Here is an 18,243-nt window from a genome sequence, read left to right on the forward strand (position 1 = left end):
CTGCTGCACCGAAACTGAAGCCAATCAGCCCACCCGCCCAGACCTGTTGTGGCGTGTGTTTACCCGCCTGATCGCGGCTGTATCCGGTCGCAGTTGCAGCCACATTCCGCCATTAAAGTTACCCGAGTGTCACGGCAATTGAGCGTCAGGCTTATTCGCCGGGCGCGAGGAGAAGATCGTGTGTTCGGTCTGCAGGCCCCGGATAGACCTGTTCCGTCAAAACGAGAAATGGCCCGGTTCAGCACCGGGCCATCGTCATTTTCCATAAGCCCGCGCAATCAGACTGCGGTTTTTGCGCTTTCTTTCTTGGCATCGGCGTGAATGATCAGCGGTTTGGCGGAAGCGTTTTCAACCGCTTCCTCGTTCACCACGACCTCTTCAACGCTTTCCATGCCCGGAAGGTCGAACATCGTATCGAGAAGAATGTCTTCCATGATGGAGCGCAGGCCACGCGCACCTGTCTTGCGCTTGATCGCACGGCGCGAGATAGCCGTCAGCGCGTCATCGGTGAAGGTCAATTTCGCGCCTTCGATATCGAACAGGCGCTGATACTGCTTGACCAAGGCATTTTTCGGCTTGGTCAGAATGGTGATCAGCGCGTCCTCATCCAGATCGGTCAGCGTCGCGATGACCGGCAAACGACCGACAAATTCAGGGATCAGCCCGAATTTCAGCAGATCTTCTGGTTCCAGATCCTTGAACACCTCACCCACGCCGCGATCGTCGTCATCCTTGACCTCGGCACCGAAGCCCATCGCCGTGCCCTTATTGCGCTGTGCGATGATGCGATCCAGACCGGCAAAGGCACCGCCACAGACGAACAGGATATTCGTGGTATCGACCTGCAGAAATTCCTGCTGCGGATGCTTGCGCCCACCCTGCGGCGGCACGGAAGCCACAGTGCCTTCCATGATCTTCAGCAGAGCCTGCTGCACGCCTTCACCGGACACATCGCGGGTTATCGAGGGGTTGTCGGATTTGCGCGTAATTTTATCGACTTCGTCAATATAAACGATGCCGCGCTGTGCGCGTTCGACGTTGTATTCCGATGCCTGAAGCAGCTTCAGAATGATATTCTCGACATCCTCACCCACATAACCGGCTTCGGTCAGGGTGGTGGCATCGGCCATCGTGAACGGCACATCCAGAATCCGCGCCAGCGTCTGAGCCAGCAAGGTCTTGCCGCAGCCGGTCGGGCCGATCAGCAGGATGTTGGATTTCGCCAGTTCGATATCCGACTTCGACCCGTGGTTCAGGCGCTTGTAATGGTTATGCACGGCGACCGACAGAACCCGCTTGGCGCGTTCCTGACCGATCACGTAATCATCAAGAACCTGGCAGATTTCCAGCGGAGTGGGGACGCCCTCTCCCGATTTCAGGCCAGAGGATTTCGTTTCCTCGCGGATGATATCCATGCAAAGCTCGACGCATTCATCACAGATGAATACGGTCGGGCCTGCGATCAGCTTGCGGACCTCATGCTGGCTCTTCCCGCAGAAACTGCAGTAGAGCGTGTTTTTGCTATCGGTCTCATTCGCCATGCTTCGTCCTTACGTCTTGGCCGTTCGCCGTCTTTCCGCCCATGTTAGGGGCGCAAGTCGTCCGCCTCAATCCCCAAACGGCATAAGAAACCTTAAGGGTTTTGCGTGCGGCGGTCACTTCTTCTCCGGCTCTGCCTTGCCGCGGGGGCTCAGAACCTCGTCGATCAGACCCCACTCCTTTGCCTCTTCCGGCGACATGAAGCGGTCACGCTCCAACGCTTCTTCCACAGCTTCCAGAGACTGGCCGGTGTGATGAACGTAGATTTCGTTCAGGCGCTGCTTCAGCTTCTGTGTTTCCTGCGCATGGATAAGAATATCCGTTGCCTGACCCTGAAAGCCGCCCGATGGCTGGTGCACCATGACGCGGCTGTTCGGCAGAGAGTAACGCTGCCCCTTCTCACCCGCCGCCAGCAGCAGCGAGCCCATCGAAGATGCCTGACCGATCACCAGCGTCGAAACACGAGGCTTGATATATTGCATCGTGTCATAGATCGACAGGCCAGAGGTCACGACGCCGCCGGGGCTGTTAATATACATCGAAATTTCCTTGGACGGATTTTCCGCCTCAAGGAAAAGAAGCTGCGCGCAGATCAGCGTCGACATGCCGTCATGGACGGGGCCCGAGACGAAGATGATCCGTTCCTTCAGCAGCCGCGAAAATATGTCATAGGCCCGTTCACCACGAGAGGTCTGTTCGACCACCATCGGAACAAGCGTGTTCATGTAAAATTCTGCCGGATCGCTCATGCGTCTTCCCTGCCCGATTGTTTTGGCCCTGCCAAGGTTTCGATTCGAAGCCCAAAGGGCGATGTTCTACCTGTGATAGGTTGACAGAGTCTTAGTAACGCCCGATCTCATCCGCAAGGGATGGATCGAATTTGAGATTGAATGCAGGTGGGTTAGGTCATGAAACTGATCGTCGGACTGGGAAATCCGGGCACGAAATATGCCGGCAACCGGCACAATATCGGCTTCATGGCGCTCGACCGGATCGCGTCGGATCACGGATTGTCACCGTGGCGGTCGCGTTTTCAGGGTGAGATTGCAGAGGGCCGCCTGGGTTCCGAGCGTGTCACTTTGCTGAAACCCGGCACCTTCATGAACCTTTCGGGTCAGTCGGTGGGCGAGGCGATGCGGTATCTGAAGATCGGCCCGGAAGACGTGATCGTGCTGCATGACGAACTGGACCTCGCCCCCGGCAAATGCCGCGTCAAGCTGGGTGGCGGTCACGCGGGCCATAATGGTTTGCGTTCGATCCACCAGCATATTGGCGAAGCCTATCACCGTGTCCGTCTTGGTATCGGTCATCCGGGGCACAAGGATCGTGTGGCAGGCTATGTTCTGTCGGATTTCGCCAAGGCCGACGCCGAATGGCTGGACGATCTCATGCGCGGTATTTCCGACGGGGCCGAGGCATTGGCGGCAGGTGACGGGCCGGGCTTTCAGAATAAGGTGGCGCTACGGGTCAATCCGGGTCGCGGAAAGCCGCAGGCGAACACGAAGCCGGTGCCGGACAAACCCGCCGCGAAGACAGGCGAACCGGAAGAAAAGCCCGCGCAAAGTTTCGCAGAAAAGCTTCAATCGCTGGCAAGCCGTTTCAGATGAGCGATATTCGCACTGCATTCGACGATCAGGCACGGTCGTGCAGGCAGCTGGGTTCCGAGCTTACGGCGCGGATCGTCGAGACACTTGGCGAGGTGCTGAGCCACCATAACGGTGCTGTCGCGCAAAAGGTCCGTGGCTGGCAGGGCGATATCACCTCTCGGGGCCACTCGGTTCCGCTGCGGATGTCGGGTGCATTGCACGGGTTGGTTCTGGATGGCGCAGCACCCGATCTTGAGGTCGCTTACCGCAAAGGAGATGTTCCAGCCTCGCTGATCGCAGAGGTGCTTGTCACACATGAGTTGCGCATCCTTGACTGGCTGCAATTCGCGCCGCAGACGAATGAGGTTGGGCGATCCGCCGCGCTGATTGCCGCCGCCTCCTTCGCAATCGGGCAGTTAGACCACCCTCTGCCGCTGGCCTTGTCAGAGCTTGGGGCAAGCGCAGGGCTGAACCTGAACTTCCCTGATTACGCTCTGACGGTTGGCGGCAAGCGCATCGGTCCCGCCAATGCGCCGATTACTCTGCAACCCGATTGGTCCGGTCCGTTGCCGGGTCACGCTCGCCTGCAAAGCGTGTCGCGGCGCGGCGTCGATCTTTCGCCCCTTGACCATACCGACCCGTTGCGGATGCGCGCCTATATCTGGCCCGATCAACCTGCACGGCTGGAACGACTGGATGCCGCAATCGCACATGCTGCCGATCACCCGCCCGAGCTTGAGAAGGGCGATGCATCGGACTGGCTGGAAACACAAATTTTATACAGACAAGGCGAATTAAGTTTCGTCTATCACACAGTTGCATTCCAGTATTTCCCCGCTGATGTAAAGCGTCGCGTGACAGAGCGGCTGCAGCGCGCGGGCCAAGCAGCCACAGCCTCCGCCCCGCTTGCACATTTCTCGATGGAGGCGGACGAAGTCGCGGGCGGTGCTGCCCTGACGCTGGAACTCTGGACCGGTGATGCGCACAGATGGCATCTTGGCCGGGCCGATTTTCATGGCCGCTGGATCGACTGGCAGCCTCGGACATTATAGCCTTCCGTTGGTCAGACATAACGAGGAAACCCAGATGGAGCCATCACTGAACGTATTGGGCGGCCCGCTCGCCCCTTGCTCCACCAATCCCTTGACCGGCTTCTTCCGCGATGGTTGCTGCAATACCTCTGCGCAGGATCAGGGCAGTCATACGGTCTGCGTCGTGGTGACGGCCGAATTTCTGGCGCTTTCGAAATATCTGGGCAATGACCTGTCGACGCCGCGCCCCGAATTCCGCTTTCCCGGTCTGAAGCCCGGTGATCGCTGGTGCCTGTGTGCCGCGCGCTTCCTGCAGGCAGCGCAGGAATTTGCCGCGCCGAAGGTCGTACTGGAGTCGACGCATGCACGCGCAAGTGATGTGGTGCCCCTGGAACTTCTGCGCGCCCACGCCGCAGATCAGGCATAACTTCGACGCATAACGGAGGAAGTCATGCGCCTTACGCCTATCGCTGCGGCACTGTCCCTTTGCCTCGCCCTGCCCGCTGTCGCCCAGGAAAGCGCTACCCTTGAGGACGGCACGCACATCCGTCCGGATGATGCCGACAGGCTGTCGATGTTCGGCCAGCATTTCGCGGGCGCATTGCGGCAGGCATTTGCCGGCGGCCAGCCAGAGGATATCGCATCGCTCGTCGAAACCCTCAGCGGTCCGGCCATGTCCGCCGATGGGGCGACAGACGCGCTGCAAGGTGACTGGAAGTGCCGCACGATCAAGGCCGGAGAGACATCCCCGCTGGTTGTCTATGACAATTTCGATTGCCGGATTGATGGAACCAGTTTTGAGAAGACCTCGGGGTCACAACGGACGCGCGGCTCCCTTCACTTGGATTCCGAGCGCCTGATCTATCTCGGCACCGGATTCGTGCAGGGCAGCGATGTACCCGCATATGCGGACCTGCCCGCAGACCCGCTGAGCAGCACCGGCGCCGGCCAGATCTGGTCCGATGTCGCAATTGTCGAGGCGGTATCGCCCAACCGCGCCCGGATGATCTTCCCGGACCCGGCACTGGAATCGCAGATGAATGTCATCTAGCTGACGCGTTAACCGCCCGCGTCGATCTCGACGCCCAGATGCTTGGCGACGGTGAAAATGTCCTTGTCGCCGCGCCCTGAAAGATTCACGACCATCAGGTGATCCCTGGGCAAGCCAGGGGCGATCTTCTGGACATGGGCAAGCGCATGGCTTGGCTCCAACGCCGGAATAATCCCCTCGGTCCGGCACAGAAGCTGAAATGCCTCCAACGCCTCCTTATCGGTGACATAGACGTATTCCGCCCGGCCCTGATCGTGCAGCCAGGAATGTTCCGGCCCGATGCCGGGATAATCCAGACCCGCGCTGATCGAATGGCCATCGAGGATCTGTCCGTTCTCATCCTGCAGCAGATAGGTGCGATTGCCGTGCAGCACACCCGGACGCCCCCCGGCCAGAGAGGCGCAATGCTCCATCCGGTCATCGACACCGTGGCCTCCGGCCTCAACGCCGATGATCCGCACATCACGGTCGTCGATAAAGGGATGAAACAACCCCATCGCGTTTGAGCCACCGCCGATACAGGCAATCACGCTGTCAGGCAGACGCCCCTCGGCCTTCATCATCTGATCGCGGGTCTCGCGCCCGATGACCGCCTGAAAATCGCGCACCATCGCCGGATAGGGATGAGGCCCCGCAACCGTGCCGATGCAATAAAACGTATCGCGCACATTGGTCACCCAGTCGCGCAGGGCATCGTTCATGGCATCCTTCAGCGTCCCCTTGCCAGAGGTCACTGAAACCACTTCTGCCCCCAGCAGCCGCATCCGGAACACATTGGGCGCCTGACGTTCCACGTCGGTCGCCCCCATGTAGACGATGCATTTCAGCCCGAAACGCGCACATACCGTGGCCGTCGCGACCCCGTGCTGCCCTGCCCCGGTCTCCGCGATGATCCGCGTCTTGCCCATCCGTCGCGCCAGCAGGATCTGGCCGAGAACATTGTTGATCTTGTGGCTGCCGGTATGGTTCAGCTCTTCACGTTTCAGATAGATTTTCGCCCCGCCGAGCTCCTCCGTCAGGCGCGGTGCGTAATACAGCGGGCTGGGCCTGCCGACATAATGCGCCCACAGATCGTCCATCTCGACCCTGAAGGCCGGGTCGCTCTTCGCCCGCCCATATTCCGCCTCCAGATCCAGAATCAGCGGCATCAGCGTTTCCGAAACGAAGCGCCCCCCGAATATCCCGAAGCGGCCCTGCTCGTCCGGACCCTGGCTGAGCGAATTGATGCGGTCGTCCATATCGGCCTCCTGTGCGATGGCATTGTCGTAACGAAGCGATGGCCGCGCGGCAAGCGGGCTTGCAGAGCGCTGAAACTCACGATAGCAGAGCGCAGTCGGAGGAGTGGCAGAGTGGTTTAATGCACCGGTCTTGAAAACCGACGTGGGTGAAAGTCCACCGTGGGTTCGAATCCCACCTCCTCCGCCAATATCTTCATGATGTTTATTTATTTTCATATATTTAGTGCAAATTCTATCAAAAGAAGCCAACATTTTAACCCACATTCATGACAAGATTATAGTGGACGCCATTACGCTTACCCGGACACGACTTACAAGGTTAGTATGTTGATTTTCGCTGAGAAGTGACCCGGTATTTTCACCGAGAACTGACCCACCTTTTATTATGTCTCTGCGGTCATTTTTTGGTCAATGCAGGGGTTTCCTTTCTCTTTTTCTCTGCGGCCTCTGAACTGGCTTTGTAACGGTAGCTGTCATTGCCGGTTTCAAAGATGTGGCAGCGGTGTGTAAGCCGGTCGAGCAGCGCGGTGGTCATCTTTGCATCGCCGAAGACCTTTATGATCCAGCAGAGTGCCGGAACTACTTCAACGCTGCCGGATATGTCTCAAATTAATCTCGAAACACTTTAGCTGGAACATCAACACCACGTCTAATTATCACGGCAATGATTACCAAATCCGTTCCAACTGACTGGGAGTAAAGTCGAATTTAGAGTTCGTTCCGATGCAGGTCCTCTGAGATTTCAACTAACAGTAGTTCACGTTCCGAAGCGCCTCTCGCATGATTAAGCGCAGCCTGATACTCTGGACTATTGTAGCAGACCTCCCCGGCGTCTAACGTTGAAAATTGTGCAACGACATTGCGCGGTCGCGCGTTGCCTTCGAGCTTTACCAAACGACCGCCGCGCGCCAAAAAGTGGCCACCATGTTTGGTTATTGCTGGACCGGCAAGTTCGGCATATTTTTTATATGCTTCGTCATCGGTGACGGTGACGTGAGCAATCCAGAGTGCAGGCATAGGATACCTCCTTTTATAAGCGGGATTTTATAAGCAAAGCCGATTCTTATGCGTGTCGAGAACTCGTTCAAAGAGCTTCTGACAGTGTGATAATCGTTGTTCCTGTCGTTTCGCGGCGTTCAATGGCTCGATGGATGTCAGGCACATGTTCCAGTCGAACAACCTGTGAGATTTGAGAGGACACTAAACCTGATTTGATTGCATCAAACAGACCGGCAGACATCTCCTGAACAATCCCGGAACGCCCACAAAAGTCGCCAACGTCGGCTTGGCAAGGAACACAGACCCATTTGCCGCCAGATCGGAAATCTCAAACTCGGTCACAGGACCGGAAGACTGCCCTTAGCTTACCAGCATCCCCAATGGCCGCAGGCAGGTCAGGGACTTCCCGAATGTATCAGCTCCGACAGAGTCGAATACCACATCGACACCCTGTCCATTGGTCATCTCCTGAACAGCAGTAGAAAAATCTGTCGTTTGATAATTAATGACATCGATCGCACCGTTCCGACGGGCAATTTCTGTCTTTTCCTCATTACCAACGGTCGCAATAACCCGAGCACCGAGGCGAGAGGCCCAATTGCACAGACGAGATCCGACGCCTCCGGCGGCTGCGTGTATAAGTACCGTGTCGCCTTTCCGGGTGCACCATATCTTGTGGAGAGGATATTGGGCGGTACAACCTTTGACCATCGCGCCGGCTGCATCTCGAAAACTAATTTCATCGGGGAGTTTTACAACGCTCTTTGCTGCAATCAGGCGGTGCTCAGCGTAGGCGCCAAGATTCATTAAATAGGCCACGCGATCACCAGGAGAGATACCCACGACCCCCTCACCGACGGCTTCGACAATTCCAGCGCCCTCAACACCCACAATGGCTGGCAAGCGCGCGTTGCACTGACCTGTTTCAGATGTTCTATGATATATATCAATCAAATTGATTCCCGCCGTTGCCTGTCGCAACAGGATCTCTCCTGAGCTTGGCAGACCGGGATCGTAATCGAACAACTCCAAAACTTCAGGACCGCCCTTTCGGGTAATGCGAATGGCGTTTGACATTATTTGTCTCCCCACGGAGGATTACTTACTCCCAGAAATTCAAACGCAATAGAGCTGTCACGCAATTCCAGACCCCTTGTTGACAGCGAACTGGAAAATTGTGCGCACCAACGAACCCAGAAGAATTTGTAGACCCTGATCCAAAGCGGTTGCCTGACAAAGCTACATCGTTGGCTATGAAGTTGCTTGCGAAGCCGGGCGCGTAGTAATTGTTGATGGGTGCATCTGCTTCCTCCACCGCGACCGGGCAGTAGTTGTCCATTACCCAGCTTTCGCCGCAAGGCTTGGAAATCAAATCTATTCAATTGGATACTCCTTCATCCCAATCGCCTGTTTGATCGTCGCGCGCTCCCAAGTGCCGCCCAAAACGGCTCGCGAGAATTTCGCCAACCAACCCGCGCCGGAATAGTAACACGCAGACCATGAAGACAATGCCGGTCACAATCGTCACCGGAAAATCGGAAGTAGCCAGATAGTTCTGCAAAGTCACAATGACCCCTGCACCGACAATAGGACCTGCCATCGTACCGATCCCGCCAAGAAGAGTCATAAGGATAACCTCGCCCGAGGCCTGCCAAGTCACATCAGTCAGCGTGGCGAATTGGAACACCAGCGCCTTGAGGCCACCAGCCAAGCCCGCCAGCATCGCCGAGATTATGAAAGCCCCAAGCTTGTACCAAGCAACGGAATAGCCCAGCGAGGTCGCACGGGCTTCGTTTTCGCGAATAGACTTCAAGATCATCCCGAATGGAGAGTGGACGACGCGCCAGATTAGGGCCCCGCTACACACGAAGGGGTGCTATTTCGTCCCGGCATGTGCGTTCACTTCCGACATGCGCAGTTCAGCAGCCCTTTCTGAAACGAAATGAGCATCGAGCAAGGCGGATTTTGCAACGGGTTGCACCGAAAACTGTCATTCGCTTCCGACATGCGCAGTTCTCAGTGAACCCGGAATGCAATGCCCCGCTTATTTTGTGACCGTATTCTAAACTGCCGTTATCACTTCAGGCACGGTTGCAACGGGTTGCACCGCATAGGAGTGGCGTCGTTCTTGGATGCACTGGCCCGATTCATTCAGTCTCGCCAGCATACATTGCTGTGAACGAAGGTCTGCCCCGGTTCACAAGCGTTTTTTCAATGGCATGTTGGATGGCAGGTAGCATCAGAAATATATGAAATTATTCAATAAAATCAATGTATCATGGTGGAGGAAGTGTAACAAATACCGAACTCTCTCCCGTGTCGATGGCTTCGGCACGGGACCGCAGCGAAAATCTGCGCATCAACGAGGGACAGAAACACGGTCTTTAGCCGGAAGAGACGCTCGGCCCGCCCTGACCATCATCCGCTCCCAACTGGCGAACGGCCACCAGAAGCTCCTCAATTGCGTGCTCTGCGGCCGCGAGCTTCACAGCCACCATCAGATCCTGCCGTCCCGCCAGCGCAAGGAATGTTCCCAGCACTTCGTCGGAGTGTCGGGCCAGCGAGACCAGGTGGTTACCGCTCGGACCGTACCGTCCGGCGAACCAATTCTTCACTGTCTTCTCGTTCGCCCCGGTCCAGGACGCCACAACCTTCGCCCCCGCCCTGCTGTCGCCGAGTGATCTGCGCAGCGCCGCTGCGATTTCGTCGGCGAACCCGTCCTCGGATTGCTGCCGACCGTTTCCACTATACCCGTTTTCTTTCGGAAAGAACTTGCCCTTTTTCGGAAACGACATTCCGGCCTCCCTCGCTTTACATGGACCGGAGGGATTCAGCCCTGGATTCAGGCGGTTCGGATGGATTTGCCAGCAATACCGAGGAGATGCATGTGTGAGCGGTCGATCTTCGACCATTTCCGGCAAGAGCGACGGTGCGTCAGAGATGGACGTCCCAGCAGTCGCGTATGTGCGGATGTCGACCGATCACCAGAAATACTCGACCGAGAACCAGCTGGACGTCATCCGCAACTACGCTGTCGCCCGCGGCCTGCAAATCCTGCGCGTTTTCGAGGACTCCGGGCGATCCGGCCTGCGGCTCGATGGCCGAGAGGCGCTGCAGAACCTAATGGCCGAGGTTCAATCCGGCCAGGCCGATTTCAAGGCGATCCTCGTCTATGACGTTAGCCGTTGGGGCCGGTTTCAGGATGCCGACGAAGGCGCGTACCACGAGCACGTCTGCTCCCGGGCTGGCATCCGGGTCCATTACTGTGGCGAGCAGTTTGAGAACGACGGCAGCATCGGCTCGAACCTCCTGAAGACCGTCAAGCGCGTGATGGCCGGCGAGTACAGCCGCGAGCTGTCGGTGAAGGTCTTCGCCGGGCAGTGCCGACTCATCGAACTGGGCTATCGCCAGGGCGGCGCGGCCGGATACGGGCTGCGGCGGGTGCTGATCGACGAGCACGGCAACCCCAAGGGCGAGCTGTCGCGCGGCGAGCAGAAGAGCCTCCAGACCGACCGCGTCATCCTGGTGCCCGGCCCCGAGGAGGAACAGCGGGTCGTCCAGCGCATGTACGAGATGTTCGTGAACGAGGGGCGCCCCGAGCGCGAGATTGCGGAGGTGCTGAACGCCGAAGGTCACCGCACCGATCTTGACCGGCCGTGGGCCCGCGCGACCGTCCATCAGGTGCTGACCAACGAAAAATACATAGGGAACAATGTCTTCGCGAAGGTGTCCTTCAAGCTAAAGCAGCGCCGCGTGGTGAACCCGCGCGAAATGTGGATCCGGGCCGAGGGCGCCGATCCGGCCATCGTCGATCAGGCGCTGTTCCTGCGCGCCCGAGAGATCGTGGACGCCCGCAGCCGCCATTTCTCGGATGAGGAACTGCTCGACGCCCTGCGCGCGATCCTCCAGCGACAAGGCATGCTGTCGGGCCTGATCATCGACGAGGAGGAAAACCTGCCGTCCTCCAGCGCCTATCGCATCCGCTTCGGCAGCCTGCTCCGCGCCTACGGGCTGATCGGCTACGAGCCGGACCGCGACTACAGCTACATCGAGATCAACCGGGCTCTGCGACAGGCTCATCCGCAGGTGGTGGCCGAGATCATCGCCGGAGTCACGCGGCACGGCGGGCGGGCGGTCCAGGACTCGGATACAGACCTTGTTCGCGTCAACGACGAGTTCACCGTGTCCATCGGGCTGGCCCGGTGCACCGCGACGGCGGCCGGGTCGCTGCGCTGGCGCATCCGCCTCGACACTGGCCTGGTGCCGGACATCACCATCGCCGTACGCATGGACGAGGTGAACGAGGCGCCGCGCGACTATTTCGTGCTGCCCAGCATCGACATGACATTCGGGAAACTGAAATTCGCCGAGCAGAACGGGCTCGCACTTGATGCGTACCGGTTCGACACGCTCGATTTCTTCTACGCGCTCGCCTCGCGGGCAAGGATCGCGGAGGTGGCGTGATGCCCGACGACATGGAGCCGACCAGCCAGAAGCAGGTGACGCTGATCCCGACAAACAGGGTTCGGGTCCTTAATCCCCGCGTCCGCAACCGGCGCACCTTCGAGGCGATGGTGGAGAACATCGCGCGTATCGGTCTGAAGCGCCCGATCACCGTGGCGCCGCGTGCCGGGACCGACCCGCAGGAATACGACCTCGTCTGCGGTCAGGGCCGCCTCGAGGCCTTCATCGAACTGAAGCAGGACCGCATCCCCGCCATCGTGATCGACGCTGACGAGAGCGATTGCCTCGTGATGAGTCTCGTCGAGAATTGCGCGCGGCGGCAGCACAACCCCATCGACCTGATGCGCGAGATCGGCGCTCTCCGCGAGCGCGGCTACAACGACCGCCAGATCGGGGAGAAGATCGGCGTGTCCACTGAATATGTGAACATGATCGCCGGCCTGTTGGAGAAGGGCGAGGAGCGCCTGGTCTCGGCCGTGGAGACCGGCGTTCTCCCGCTGAACCTCGCCATCCAGATCTCCAAGACCGACGCCAAGGGCGCGCAGAAGGCGCTGATGGACGCCTACACCCAGAACAAGCTGCGGGGACGGAAGCTGGCGCTCGTGCGCCGCCTGATCCAGCAGCGCGAACTGCGCGGCCCGCAGCTCCACAGCAACCAACTCGGACGCAAGCCTCCGAAACGGGCGCTGACGAGCGAGGGCCTTGTCCGGGCGTATCAGCAGGAAGCCACGCGCCAGAAGCTTCTGATCAAGAAGGCCGAGCTCACCCAGAGCCGGCTGATGTTCGTGCGCGAGGCCTTCCGAAAGCTCTGCGCGGATGCGCATTTCATGACCTTGCTCCGGGCGGAGGGACTCGAGACGATGCCCGCCGATCTCGCGCGGTCCGCGGCTGACGGAGCACCGGCATGAAGCGCGACGCACGCGACACCCCGAAGAGCGTCACGCTCGGGTTCGAGGACGACTGTGTGACCCTCCCCTTAGACGCGATCCTACCGCTCCGCGCCCTCGGCAAGTCCGCGAAATCGAGCCGGAAGTACCGGCAGATCGTGGCCTCTATCGCCCAGATCGGGATCGTCGAGCCGCCCGTCGTCGTCCGGAACTCCGACAAGTCCGCGACCTGGTTGCTGCTGGACGGCCACCTGCGGATCGAGGCCTTGAAGGACGCGGGCGAGAGCCAGGTGGAGTGTCTCGTTTCCACGGACGACGAGGCTTTCACCTACAACCGGCAGGTCAGCCGGCTCGCGCCGATCCAGGAACACAAGATGATCCGCAAGGCGATCGAGCGCGGCGTGCCTGAGGAGAAGATCGCGCTCGCCCTCGACCTCAACATGAGCAGCATCCGGCGCAAGGCGCGTCTTCTGGACGGCATCTGCGAAGAGGCCGTCGCGATCCTGAAAGACAAGCCGTGCACGAACGCCGTGTTCGATGCGCTGCGCAAGATGAAGACCATGCGCCAGATCGAGGCGGCCGAGCTTCTGGTCAACGCGAACAACTATTCCGTCGCCTACGTGAATGCGATCCTGGCAGGAACGCCGCAGGCCCAACTGGTCGAGTCCTCCAAGCCGAAGAAGGTCAAGGGCATCACGCCCGAGGCGATGGCGCGCATGGAACAGGAACTGGCCCGTCTGCAGGAGGGGATCGCCTCGATCCAGGACACCTACGGGCAGGATCACCTGCACCTGACCGTGATCAAGGGCTATGTCGGCAAGTTGCTCGGGAACGCCCGGGTCGTGCGCTATCTGGCGCAGAACCATCCAGAATTCCTCGGCGAATTCCAGACCATCACCGAGATCACGCCAGCCGAGGCCGCCGACGCCGAGTAGCGGACCGCTGGTGCACTATGGGGACCCGGACCCGATAAGCGCGGGGACCGCGGGAGACGCCGGACTGTGGGCCGGATCAAGCGCGGCGGTGGGGTGGGGATGGCGGCGAACCCGCTCGGAGCCCACCAGGCCGGCTCGAGTTTTCGCCGGCCGCGCGGCCGCGCTTGCGGTTGTGTCAAACTTCGGGCGTGTCGAGTCGTTGCTCGGCTCGGCACGCTCGTTTCTGATTGAGGATTGACCAGTATTGATTGGGCTAGACGTGTAGTCTTCGCCCAGCGGTAGCCAGCATTGGACTGGCTTACCCTAGCTTGCCCTGATATGTTCAGAGAAACATTGAGGGCGTTGTGATGGCGGATGCGGCTGACCAAGCCATGACCGTGCGGGATGTGGCTGGCTACCTGAACGTCGACGAAAAGACGGTTTATCGGCTCGCAAAGCGCGGCGATCTGCCGGGTTTCAAAGTGGCCGGCGCATGGCGCTTCAAGAGGTCAGACCTCGATGGCTGGATCGATCTGCAGAAAAAAGCTGCGAAAAAAGAAAGTTTGAGGGGACCCGAGTGAGCGATCTGAACATCAGCAATTTTATCTGGAACATCGCTGATGATGTTCTGCGCGATGTCTATGTTCGCGGCAAATACCGGGACGTCATCCTGCCGATGACCGTCATTCGTCGGCTCGACGCCGTGCTTGAACCGACCAAGGACGCGGTCTTGGCTATGAAGGCGCAGCTGGATAAGGCAGCAGTCGCCAACCAGCACGCGGCTCTTTGCCAGGCGTCGGGCGAAGCCTTCTACAACACATCGCAGTTCCGTCTTCGCGACCTCACGTCTCGCGCGCGCCGCCAGCAGCTGAAGTCGGACTTCGAGGCCTACCTCGACGGCTTCTCCCCGAACGTTCAGGAAGTGCTCGACAAGTTCAAGTTCCGCAATCAGATCCCAACGCTTGTCGAAGCGGACGCGCTCGGGTTCCTGATCGAAAAGTTCCTCGACCCATCAGTTAATCTCAGCCCTAAACCCGTATTGCACCAAGACGGAAGTGTGCGTCTGCCTGGGCTCGACAACCACTCAATGGGAACAATCTTCGAGGAGCTTATCAGGCGGTTCAACGAAGAGAACAACGAGGAGGCCGGAGAGCACTTCACGCCTCGTGACGTGGTCGAGCTCATGGCGTACCTGATCTTCATGCCGATCGCGGATGAAATTCAGTCAGGCACCTATCTCGTCTACGATGGTGCCTGCGGCACGGGAGGCATGCTGACGGTCGCGGAAGAGACGCTGATCAAGTTGGCGACCGACCACGGGAAAGAGGTGTCGGTCCACCTCTACGGGCAGGAGGTCAATCCCGAGACATTCGCCATCAGCAAGGCGGACCTCATCCTAAAAGGTGAAGGGGCCGAAGCCGAGAACATGAAGTATGGCTCGACGCTCTCCAGCGATGCATTTCCATCGAGTGAGTTCGATTTCATGCTTTCGAACCCTCCTTACGGCAAGAGCTGGAAATCCGATCTCGACCGGCTCGGCGGCAAGAAGGACATCACCGACCCCCGCTTTGTGATCGAGCACGATGGCGATCCCGAGTACAGCCTGATCACGCGCTCCAGCGATGGCCAGATGGTGTTTCTAGCCAACATGCTGAGCAAGATGAAGAAGGCCACCAAGGTCGGCAGCCGGATCGCCGAGGTCCACAATGGCTCATCCCTGTTCACAGGCGATGCGGGATCGGGTGAGAGCAATGTCCGGCGTTGGGTCATCGAGAATGATTGGCTTGAGGCCATCATCGCGCTGCCGCTGAACATCTTCTACAACACCGGGATCGCGACTTACATTTGGGTGCTCAGCAATCGCAAGGCAGAGTCCCGCAAGGGCAAGGTCCAGCTGATTGATGCGACGGCGTGGTTCAAACCTCTGCGGAAAAACCTCGGCAAGAAGAACTGCATTCTCGGGCCAGATGACATCAAGCGCACCTGCGACAGCTTCCTCAACAGCGAGGAAAGCGAGCAGTCGAAGATCTTCCCCAATGCGGCGTTCGGTTACTGGAAGGTGACTGTCGAGCGGCCCTTGCGCTTGAAGGTCGAACTGTCCGCGAGCGCGCAGCGTCGCTTAGCGAAGACGTGCGCTGAGGCTGCTGAAGAGCCCCTCATTGGCGTTGTGGAAGCGGTGGCTGAGCGGCTTGGGGAAGGCCCCCATCTCGATTTCAACCGCTTCCTTGAAGAAGCCGAAGCAGTGGCGGGCAAGCGCGGCGTCCGTATGACAGCCAAGCGCCAGAAGCTCCTGATGGCTGGGTTGGGCATCAAGGATCCCGGGGCGGAACCGGTCATCAAGAAGGTGTCCAAGATCAAGCCGGGCGCCGATGCTGAATCTGATGTGCTCTACGGCAACTATCATCTGACCGTCGGTGGCAAACCAGCGATCGTCGAATTCGAGCCGGACACGGAGTTGAGGGACACCGAACAGGTGCCGTTTTTGGAAGACGGCGGTATCGAGGCGTTCTTCCGTCGCGAGGTTCTGCCTCATGCGGCGGACGCCTGGATCGATCCCTCCAAGACGGTCATCGGCTATGAAATCTCCTTCACGCGGCACTTCTACAAGCCGCAGCCGCTGCGGACGCTCCAAGAGATCGAGGCCGACATCCGGGCTCTTGAGCAGGAAACCGAAGGCCTTCTTGAAGACGTGCTAACGGGAGGCCGCTGAGCATGGCCACCCAACGGTACTCAGTCACCCCCCATCCGATCGAAACCCTGCTTACCTGGGTGAAGTCCGGCGAGATCGCGATACCGGAAATCCAGCGCCCCTTCGTTTGGGATGCGACCAAGGTCCGCAACCTTCTGGACTCGCTCTATCAGGGCTATCCGGTCGGCTATCTGATCGCCTGGCGGAACCCGTCGGTCAGGCTGAAAGACGGTTCCACATCCTCGGGTAAGCGCATCTTGATCGACGGGCAACAGCGCGTCACCGCGCTCATGGCCGCGTTGCTCGGCCAGGAGGTGCTGACCAAGGATTACGAGACCGTACGCATTCGGATCGCGTTCCACCCGGTCGAGGAGCGCTTCGAGGTTTCGAACCCGGCCATCCAGAAGGACGCCTCGTGGATCCCTGACTTGGCAACGGTCTTCGCGCCTGATGTTAGCCTGACCAAGCTCACGCGCGAATATACAGCGCGCAATCCGGACGTTGATCAGGACCAGATTTCATTGGTGCTGGAGAAGGTCCGCAAGATCATCAACAATCAGGTCGGCATCATCGAGCTGGCCGAAGACCTCGACATCGAGACGGTCACTGAGATCTTCATCCGGGTGAATTCGGCCGGGGCATCGCTCAGCCAAGCGGATTTCGCCATGTCGAAAATCGCGGCGAACGACACCTATGGCGGCAACATGCTGCGCAAGGCGATCGACTATTTCTGCCACCTCGCAGTCGCGCCCGAATTCCTGCCTCGCATCGAGAAGGGCGACAAGGCATTCGCCGCTTCCGAGTTCCTGCCGAAGATGCGTTGGCTGAAGGACGTGAACGACGACCTCTACGACCCATCCTACACCGACATGCTGCGCGTGGCGTTCACGTCGGAGTTCCGCAGGGGCAAGCTTCAGGATTTGGTCGCCCTGCTGTCGGGACGTAACTTCGAGACGAAGCAGTACGAGGAAGCGGTCGCCGAGGAGGCCTTCGACAAGCTGAAGGCCGGTGTCCTCAACTTCATCAACAAGACCCATTTTGACAGGCTCACGATGATCCTGCGCTCGGCCGGGTTCGTCACCTCCGGCCTGATCCGCAGCCAGAACGCCATCAACTTTGCGTACATTCTCTACCTTCGTGGCCGCGCCGAAGGCATGCCGGCCGCCGACATCGAGCGTCTCGTCCGGCGCTGGTACGTCATGTCGCTCCTGCGCGGGCGTTATTCTGGCAGCCCCGAAACGGCCTTCGATTTCGATATCCGTCAGATCGAGTCCCGCGGCCTGGCCACATACACCGATGCCGTGATCGACGCGGAGCTGCCCGAAAGCTTCTGGAACACTCTGCTGCCGCAGGAGATGGACACATCGTCCGCTTCGAGCCCCTATTTCCTCGTCTATCGTGCAGCGCAGGTGAAGCTCGGCGACCTCGGGTTCTTGTCTCGAGACATCACCGTGCGTGACCTGCTGTTGAACCGGAGCGACGTGCATCACGTCTATCCACGCAATCACCTCAAGGGCCAAGGTCTCACACGCGGCCGATACAACCAGATCGCCAACTTCGTCCTCGCCCAGAGCGAGATCAACATCGGCATCGGTGACCGCGATCCGAAGGTCTACTTCGCCGAGCTGGCGGACCAGTGCAACGGCGGCGCCAAGAAGTATGGTGGCATCACGACGATTGAGGAGATGCGGGCAAATCTTCTGATGAGCTGCTTGCCAGAGTGCATGCTGGACGGGGAGATCCCCGCCTTTGACGACTTCTTGGAGGAGCGGCGCAAGCTGATGGCACAGAAGATCAAGACATATTTCGAAGGACTTTAAATTGTACGCTGAATACGCTGCCAGA

16 protein-coding genes, 1 tRNA gene and 2 pseudogenes are annotated in these 18,243 nt (G+C 59.0%); 11 read left to right on the forward strand and 8 right to left on the reverse strand.

Features of this window, described 5'->3' with window-relative positions; translation table 11 throughout:
• Positions 1-278: 278 nt before the first annotated feature.
• Both clpX and PAF20_RS08160 read right to left on the reverse strand, forming a co-directional pair.
• Complete coding sequence (gene clpX / locus PAF20_RS08155; RefSeq protein ID WP_271073198.1) at positions 279-1,541, reverse strand: ATP-dependent Clp protease ATP-binding subunit ClpX; 1,263 nt, start codon at positions 1,539-1,541, stop codon at positions 279-281.
• Positions 1,542-1,655: 114 nt separating this feature from the next.
• A complete protein-coding gene (locus tag PAF20_RS08160; protein ID WP_271073199.1) occupies positions 1,656-2,288 on the reverse strand; it encodes an ATP-dependent Clp protease proteolytic subunit in 633 nt (210 codons plus the stop codon).
• Positions 2,289-2,447: 159 nt separating this feature from the next.
• On the opposite strand from PAF20_RS08160, the gene pth reads away from it, so the two are divergent.
• The 4 genes from pth to PAF20_RS08180 are packed head-to-tail and all read left to right on the forward strand — an operon-like array spanning position 2,448 to position 5,207.
• A complete protein-coding gene (gene pth, locus PAF20_RS08165) occupies positions 2,448-3,146 on the forward strand; it encodes an aminoacyl-tRNA hydrolase (protein WP_271073200.1) in 699 nt (232 codons plus the stop codon).
• Positions 3,143-4,177, forward strand: coding sequence for a DUF2332 domain-containing protein (locus PAF20_RS08170; RefSeq protein WP_271073201.1), 1,035 nt, complete (start codon positions 3,143-3,145; stop codon positions 4,175-4,177). Before pth ends, PAF20_RS08170 begins: the two co-directional genes overlap by 4 nt.
• A 34-nt stretch (positions 4,178-4,211) precedes the next feature.
• Entirely contained in the window at positions 4,212-4,583 is a 372-nt protein-coding gene (locus PAF20_RS08175; protein WP_271073202.1) for a DUF2237 family protein, read from the forward strand.
• A 24-nt stretch (positions 4,584-4,607) separates the two neighbouring features.
• Positions 4,608-5,207, forward strand: coding sequence for a DUF4893 domain-containing protein (locus PAF20_RS08180; RefSeq protein WP_271073203.1), 600 nt, complete (start codon positions 4,608-4,610; stop codon positions 5,205-5,207).
• 8 nt (positions 5,208-5,215) lie between these two features.
• On the opposite strand, the gene trpB is transcribed toward PAF20_RS08180, so the two are convergent.
• Positions 5,216-6,445 (reverse strand): tryptophan synthase subunit beta, encoded by a 1,230-nt coding sequence (gene trpB / locus PAF20_RS08185; RefSeq protein ID WP_271073204.1) that lies wholly within the window; start codon positions 6,443-6,445, stop codon positions 5,216-5,218.
• A gap of 97 nt (positions 6,446-6,542) precedes the next feature.
• On the opposite strand from trpB, the gene PAF20_RS08190 reads away from it, so the two are divergent.
• Positions 6,543-6,632, forward strand: a tRNA-Ser gene (locus PAF20_RS08190).
• Positions 6,633-6,842: 210 nt separating this feature from the next.
• On the opposite strand, the pseudogene PAF20_RS08195 reads toward PAF20_RS08190, so the two are convergent.
• The 5 genes and pseudogenes from PAF20_RS08195 to PAF20_RS08215 form a co-directional block, all read right to left on the reverse strand.
• Positions 6,843-7,001 (reverse strand): annotated as a pseudogene (locus PAF20_RS08195) (ATP-binding protein); the annotation flags it as partial.
• 152 nt (positions 7,002-7,153) lie between these two features.
• Positions 7,154-7,462, reverse strand: coding sequence for a DUF1330 domain-containing protein (locus tag PAF20_RS08200; protein WP_271073205.1), 309 nt, complete (start codon positions 7,460-7,462; stop codon positions 7,154-7,156).
• 342 nt (positions 7,463-7,804) lie between these two features.
• Positions 7,805-8,521 (reverse strand): quinone oxidoreductase family protein, encoded by a 717-nt coding sequence (locus PAF20_RS08205; RefSeq protein ID WP_271073206.1) that lies wholly within the window; start codon positions 8,519-8,521, stop codon positions 7,805-7,807.
• 301 nt (positions 8,522-8,822) lie between these two features.
• Positions 8,823-9,314, reverse strand: a pseudogene (locus PAF20_RS08210) (branched-chain amino acid ABC transporter permease); the annotation flags it as partial.
• 514 nt (positions 9,315-9,828) lie between these two features.
• Positions 9,829-10,239: a hypothetical protein gene (locus PAF20_RS08215; RefSeq protein ID WP_271073208.1), complete on the reverse strand. Its 411-nt coding sequence runs from the start codon at positions 10,237-10,239 to the stop codon at positions 9,829-9,831.
• A gap of 145 nt (positions 10,240-10,384) precedes the next feature.
• Here PAF20_RS08215 and PAF20_RS08220 point away from each other — a divergent pair, with 145 nt between their 5' ends.
• The 6 genes from PAF20_RS08220 to PAF20_RS08245 all read left to right on the forward strand — a co-directional run bounded on the left by PAF20_RS08220 (position 10,385) and on the right by PAF20_RS08245 (position 18,218).
• Positions 10,385-11,908, forward strand: a complete 1,524-nt coding sequence (locus PAF20_RS08220) for a recombinase family protein (protein WP_271073209.1) — start codon at positions 10,385-10,387, stop codon at positions 11,906-11,908.
• Entirely contained in the window at positions 11,908-12,816 is a 909-nt protein-coding gene (locus tag PAF20_RS08225; RefSeq protein WP_271073210.1) for a plasmid partitioning protein RepB C-terminal domain-containing protein, read from the forward strand. Before PAF20_RS08220 ends, PAF20_RS08225 begins: the two co-directional genes overlap by 1 nt.
• Positions 12,813-13,730 carry a plasmid partitioning protein RepB C-terminal domain-containing protein gene (locus PAF20_RS08230; protein ID WP_271073211.1) on the forward strand — a complete coding sequence of 306 codons (918 nt, stop codon included), beginning with the start codon at positions 12,813-12,815 and terminating at the stop codon, positions 13,728-13,730. The genes PAF20_RS08225 and PAF20_RS08230 overlap by 4 nt, the downstream gene beginning before the upstream one ends.
• 347 nt (positions 13,731-14,077) lie before the next feature.
• The gene (locus PAF20_RS08235; protein ID WP_101754046.1) at positions 14,078-14,290 is read left to right on the forward strand and encodes a helix-turn-helix domain-containing protein; all 213 of its coding nucleotides are present in this window, start codon (positions 14,078-14,080) and stop codon (positions 14,288-14,290) included.
• Complete coding sequence (locus tag PAF20_RS08240) at positions 14,287-16,419, forward strand: type I restriction-modification system subunit M (protein ID WP_271073212.1); 2,133 nt, start codon at positions 14,287-14,289, stop codon at positions 16,417-16,419. Before PAF20_RS08235 ends, PAF20_RS08240 begins: the two co-directional genes overlap by 4 nt.
• A gap of 2 nt (positions 16,420-16,421) precedes the next feature.
• Positions 16,422-18,218 (forward strand): GmrSD restriction endonuclease domain-containing protein, encoded by a 1,797-nt coding sequence (locus PAF20_RS08245; protein WP_271073213.1) that lies wholly within the window; start codon positions 16,422-16,424, stop codon positions 18,216-18,218.
• Positions 18,219-18,243: the final 25 nt, after the last annotated feature.

The sequence above is a fragment of the Paracoccus albus genome, from assembly GCF_027913035.1.
Classification (GTDB): domain Bacteria; phylum Pseudomonadota; class Alphaproteobacteria; order Rhodobacterales; family Rhodobacteraceae; genus Paracoccus; species Paracoccus albus.

Coding starts and splice junctions, on each gene's coding strand:
- PAF20_RS08235 (WP_101754046.1), top strand. CDS start 14,078: ATGGCGGATGCGGCTGACCAAGCCATGACCGTGCGGGATGTGGCTGGC.
- PAF20_RS08175 (WP_271073202.1), top strand. CDS start 4,212: ATGGAGCCATCACTGAACGTATTGGGCGGCCCGCTCGCCCCTTGCTCC.
- PAF20_RS08205 (WP_271073206.1), bottom strand. CDS start 8,521: ATGTCAAACGCCATTCGCATTACCCGAAAGGGCGGTCCTGAAGTTTTG.
- PAF20_RS08160 (WP_271073199.1), bottom strand. CDS start 2,288: ATGAGCGATCCGGCAGAATTTTACATGAACACGCTTGTTCCGATGGTG.
- clpX (WP_271073198.1), bottom strand. CDS start 1,541: ATGGCGAATGAGACCGATAGCAAAAACACGCTCTACTGCAGTTTCTGC.
- PAF20_RS08245 (WP_271073213.1), top strand. CDS start 16,422: ATGGCCACCCAACGGTACTCAGTCACCCCCCATCCGATCGAAACCCTG.
- PAF20_RS08215 (WP_271073208.1), bottom strand. CDS start 10,239: ATGTCGTTTCCGAAAAAGGGCAAGTTCTTTCCGAAAGAAAACGGGTAT.
- PAF20_RS08225 (WP_271073210.1), top strand. CDS start 11,908: ATGCCCGACGACATGGAGCCGACCAGCCAGAAGCAGGTGACGCTGATC.
- PAF20_RS08180 (WP_271073203.1), top strand. CDS start 4,608: ATGCGCCTTACGCCTATCGCTGCGGCACTGTCCCTTTGCCTCGCCCTG.
- PAF20_RS08200 (WP_271073205.1), bottom strand. CDS start 7,462: ATGCCTGCACTCTGGATTGCTCACGTCACCGTCACCGATGACGAAGCA.
- trpB (WP_271073204.1), bottom strand. CDS start 6,445: ATGGACGACCGCATCAATTCGCTCAGCCAGGGTCCGGACGAGCAGGGC.
- PAF20_RS08230 (WP_271073211.1), top strand. CDS start 12,813: ATGAAGCGCGACGCACGCGACACCCCGAAGAGCGTCACGCTCGGGTTC.
- pth (WP_271073200.1), top strand. CDS start 2,448: ATGAAACTGATCGTCGGACTGGGAAATCCGGGCACGAAATATGCCGGC.
- PAF20_RS08220 (WP_271073209.1), top strand. CDS start 10,385: ATGGACGTCCCAGCAGTCGCGTATGTGCGGATGTCGACCGATCACCAG.
- PAF20_RS08170 (WP_271073201.1), top strand. CDS start 3,143: ATGAGCGATATTCGCACTGCATTCGACGATCAGGCACGGTCGTGCAGG.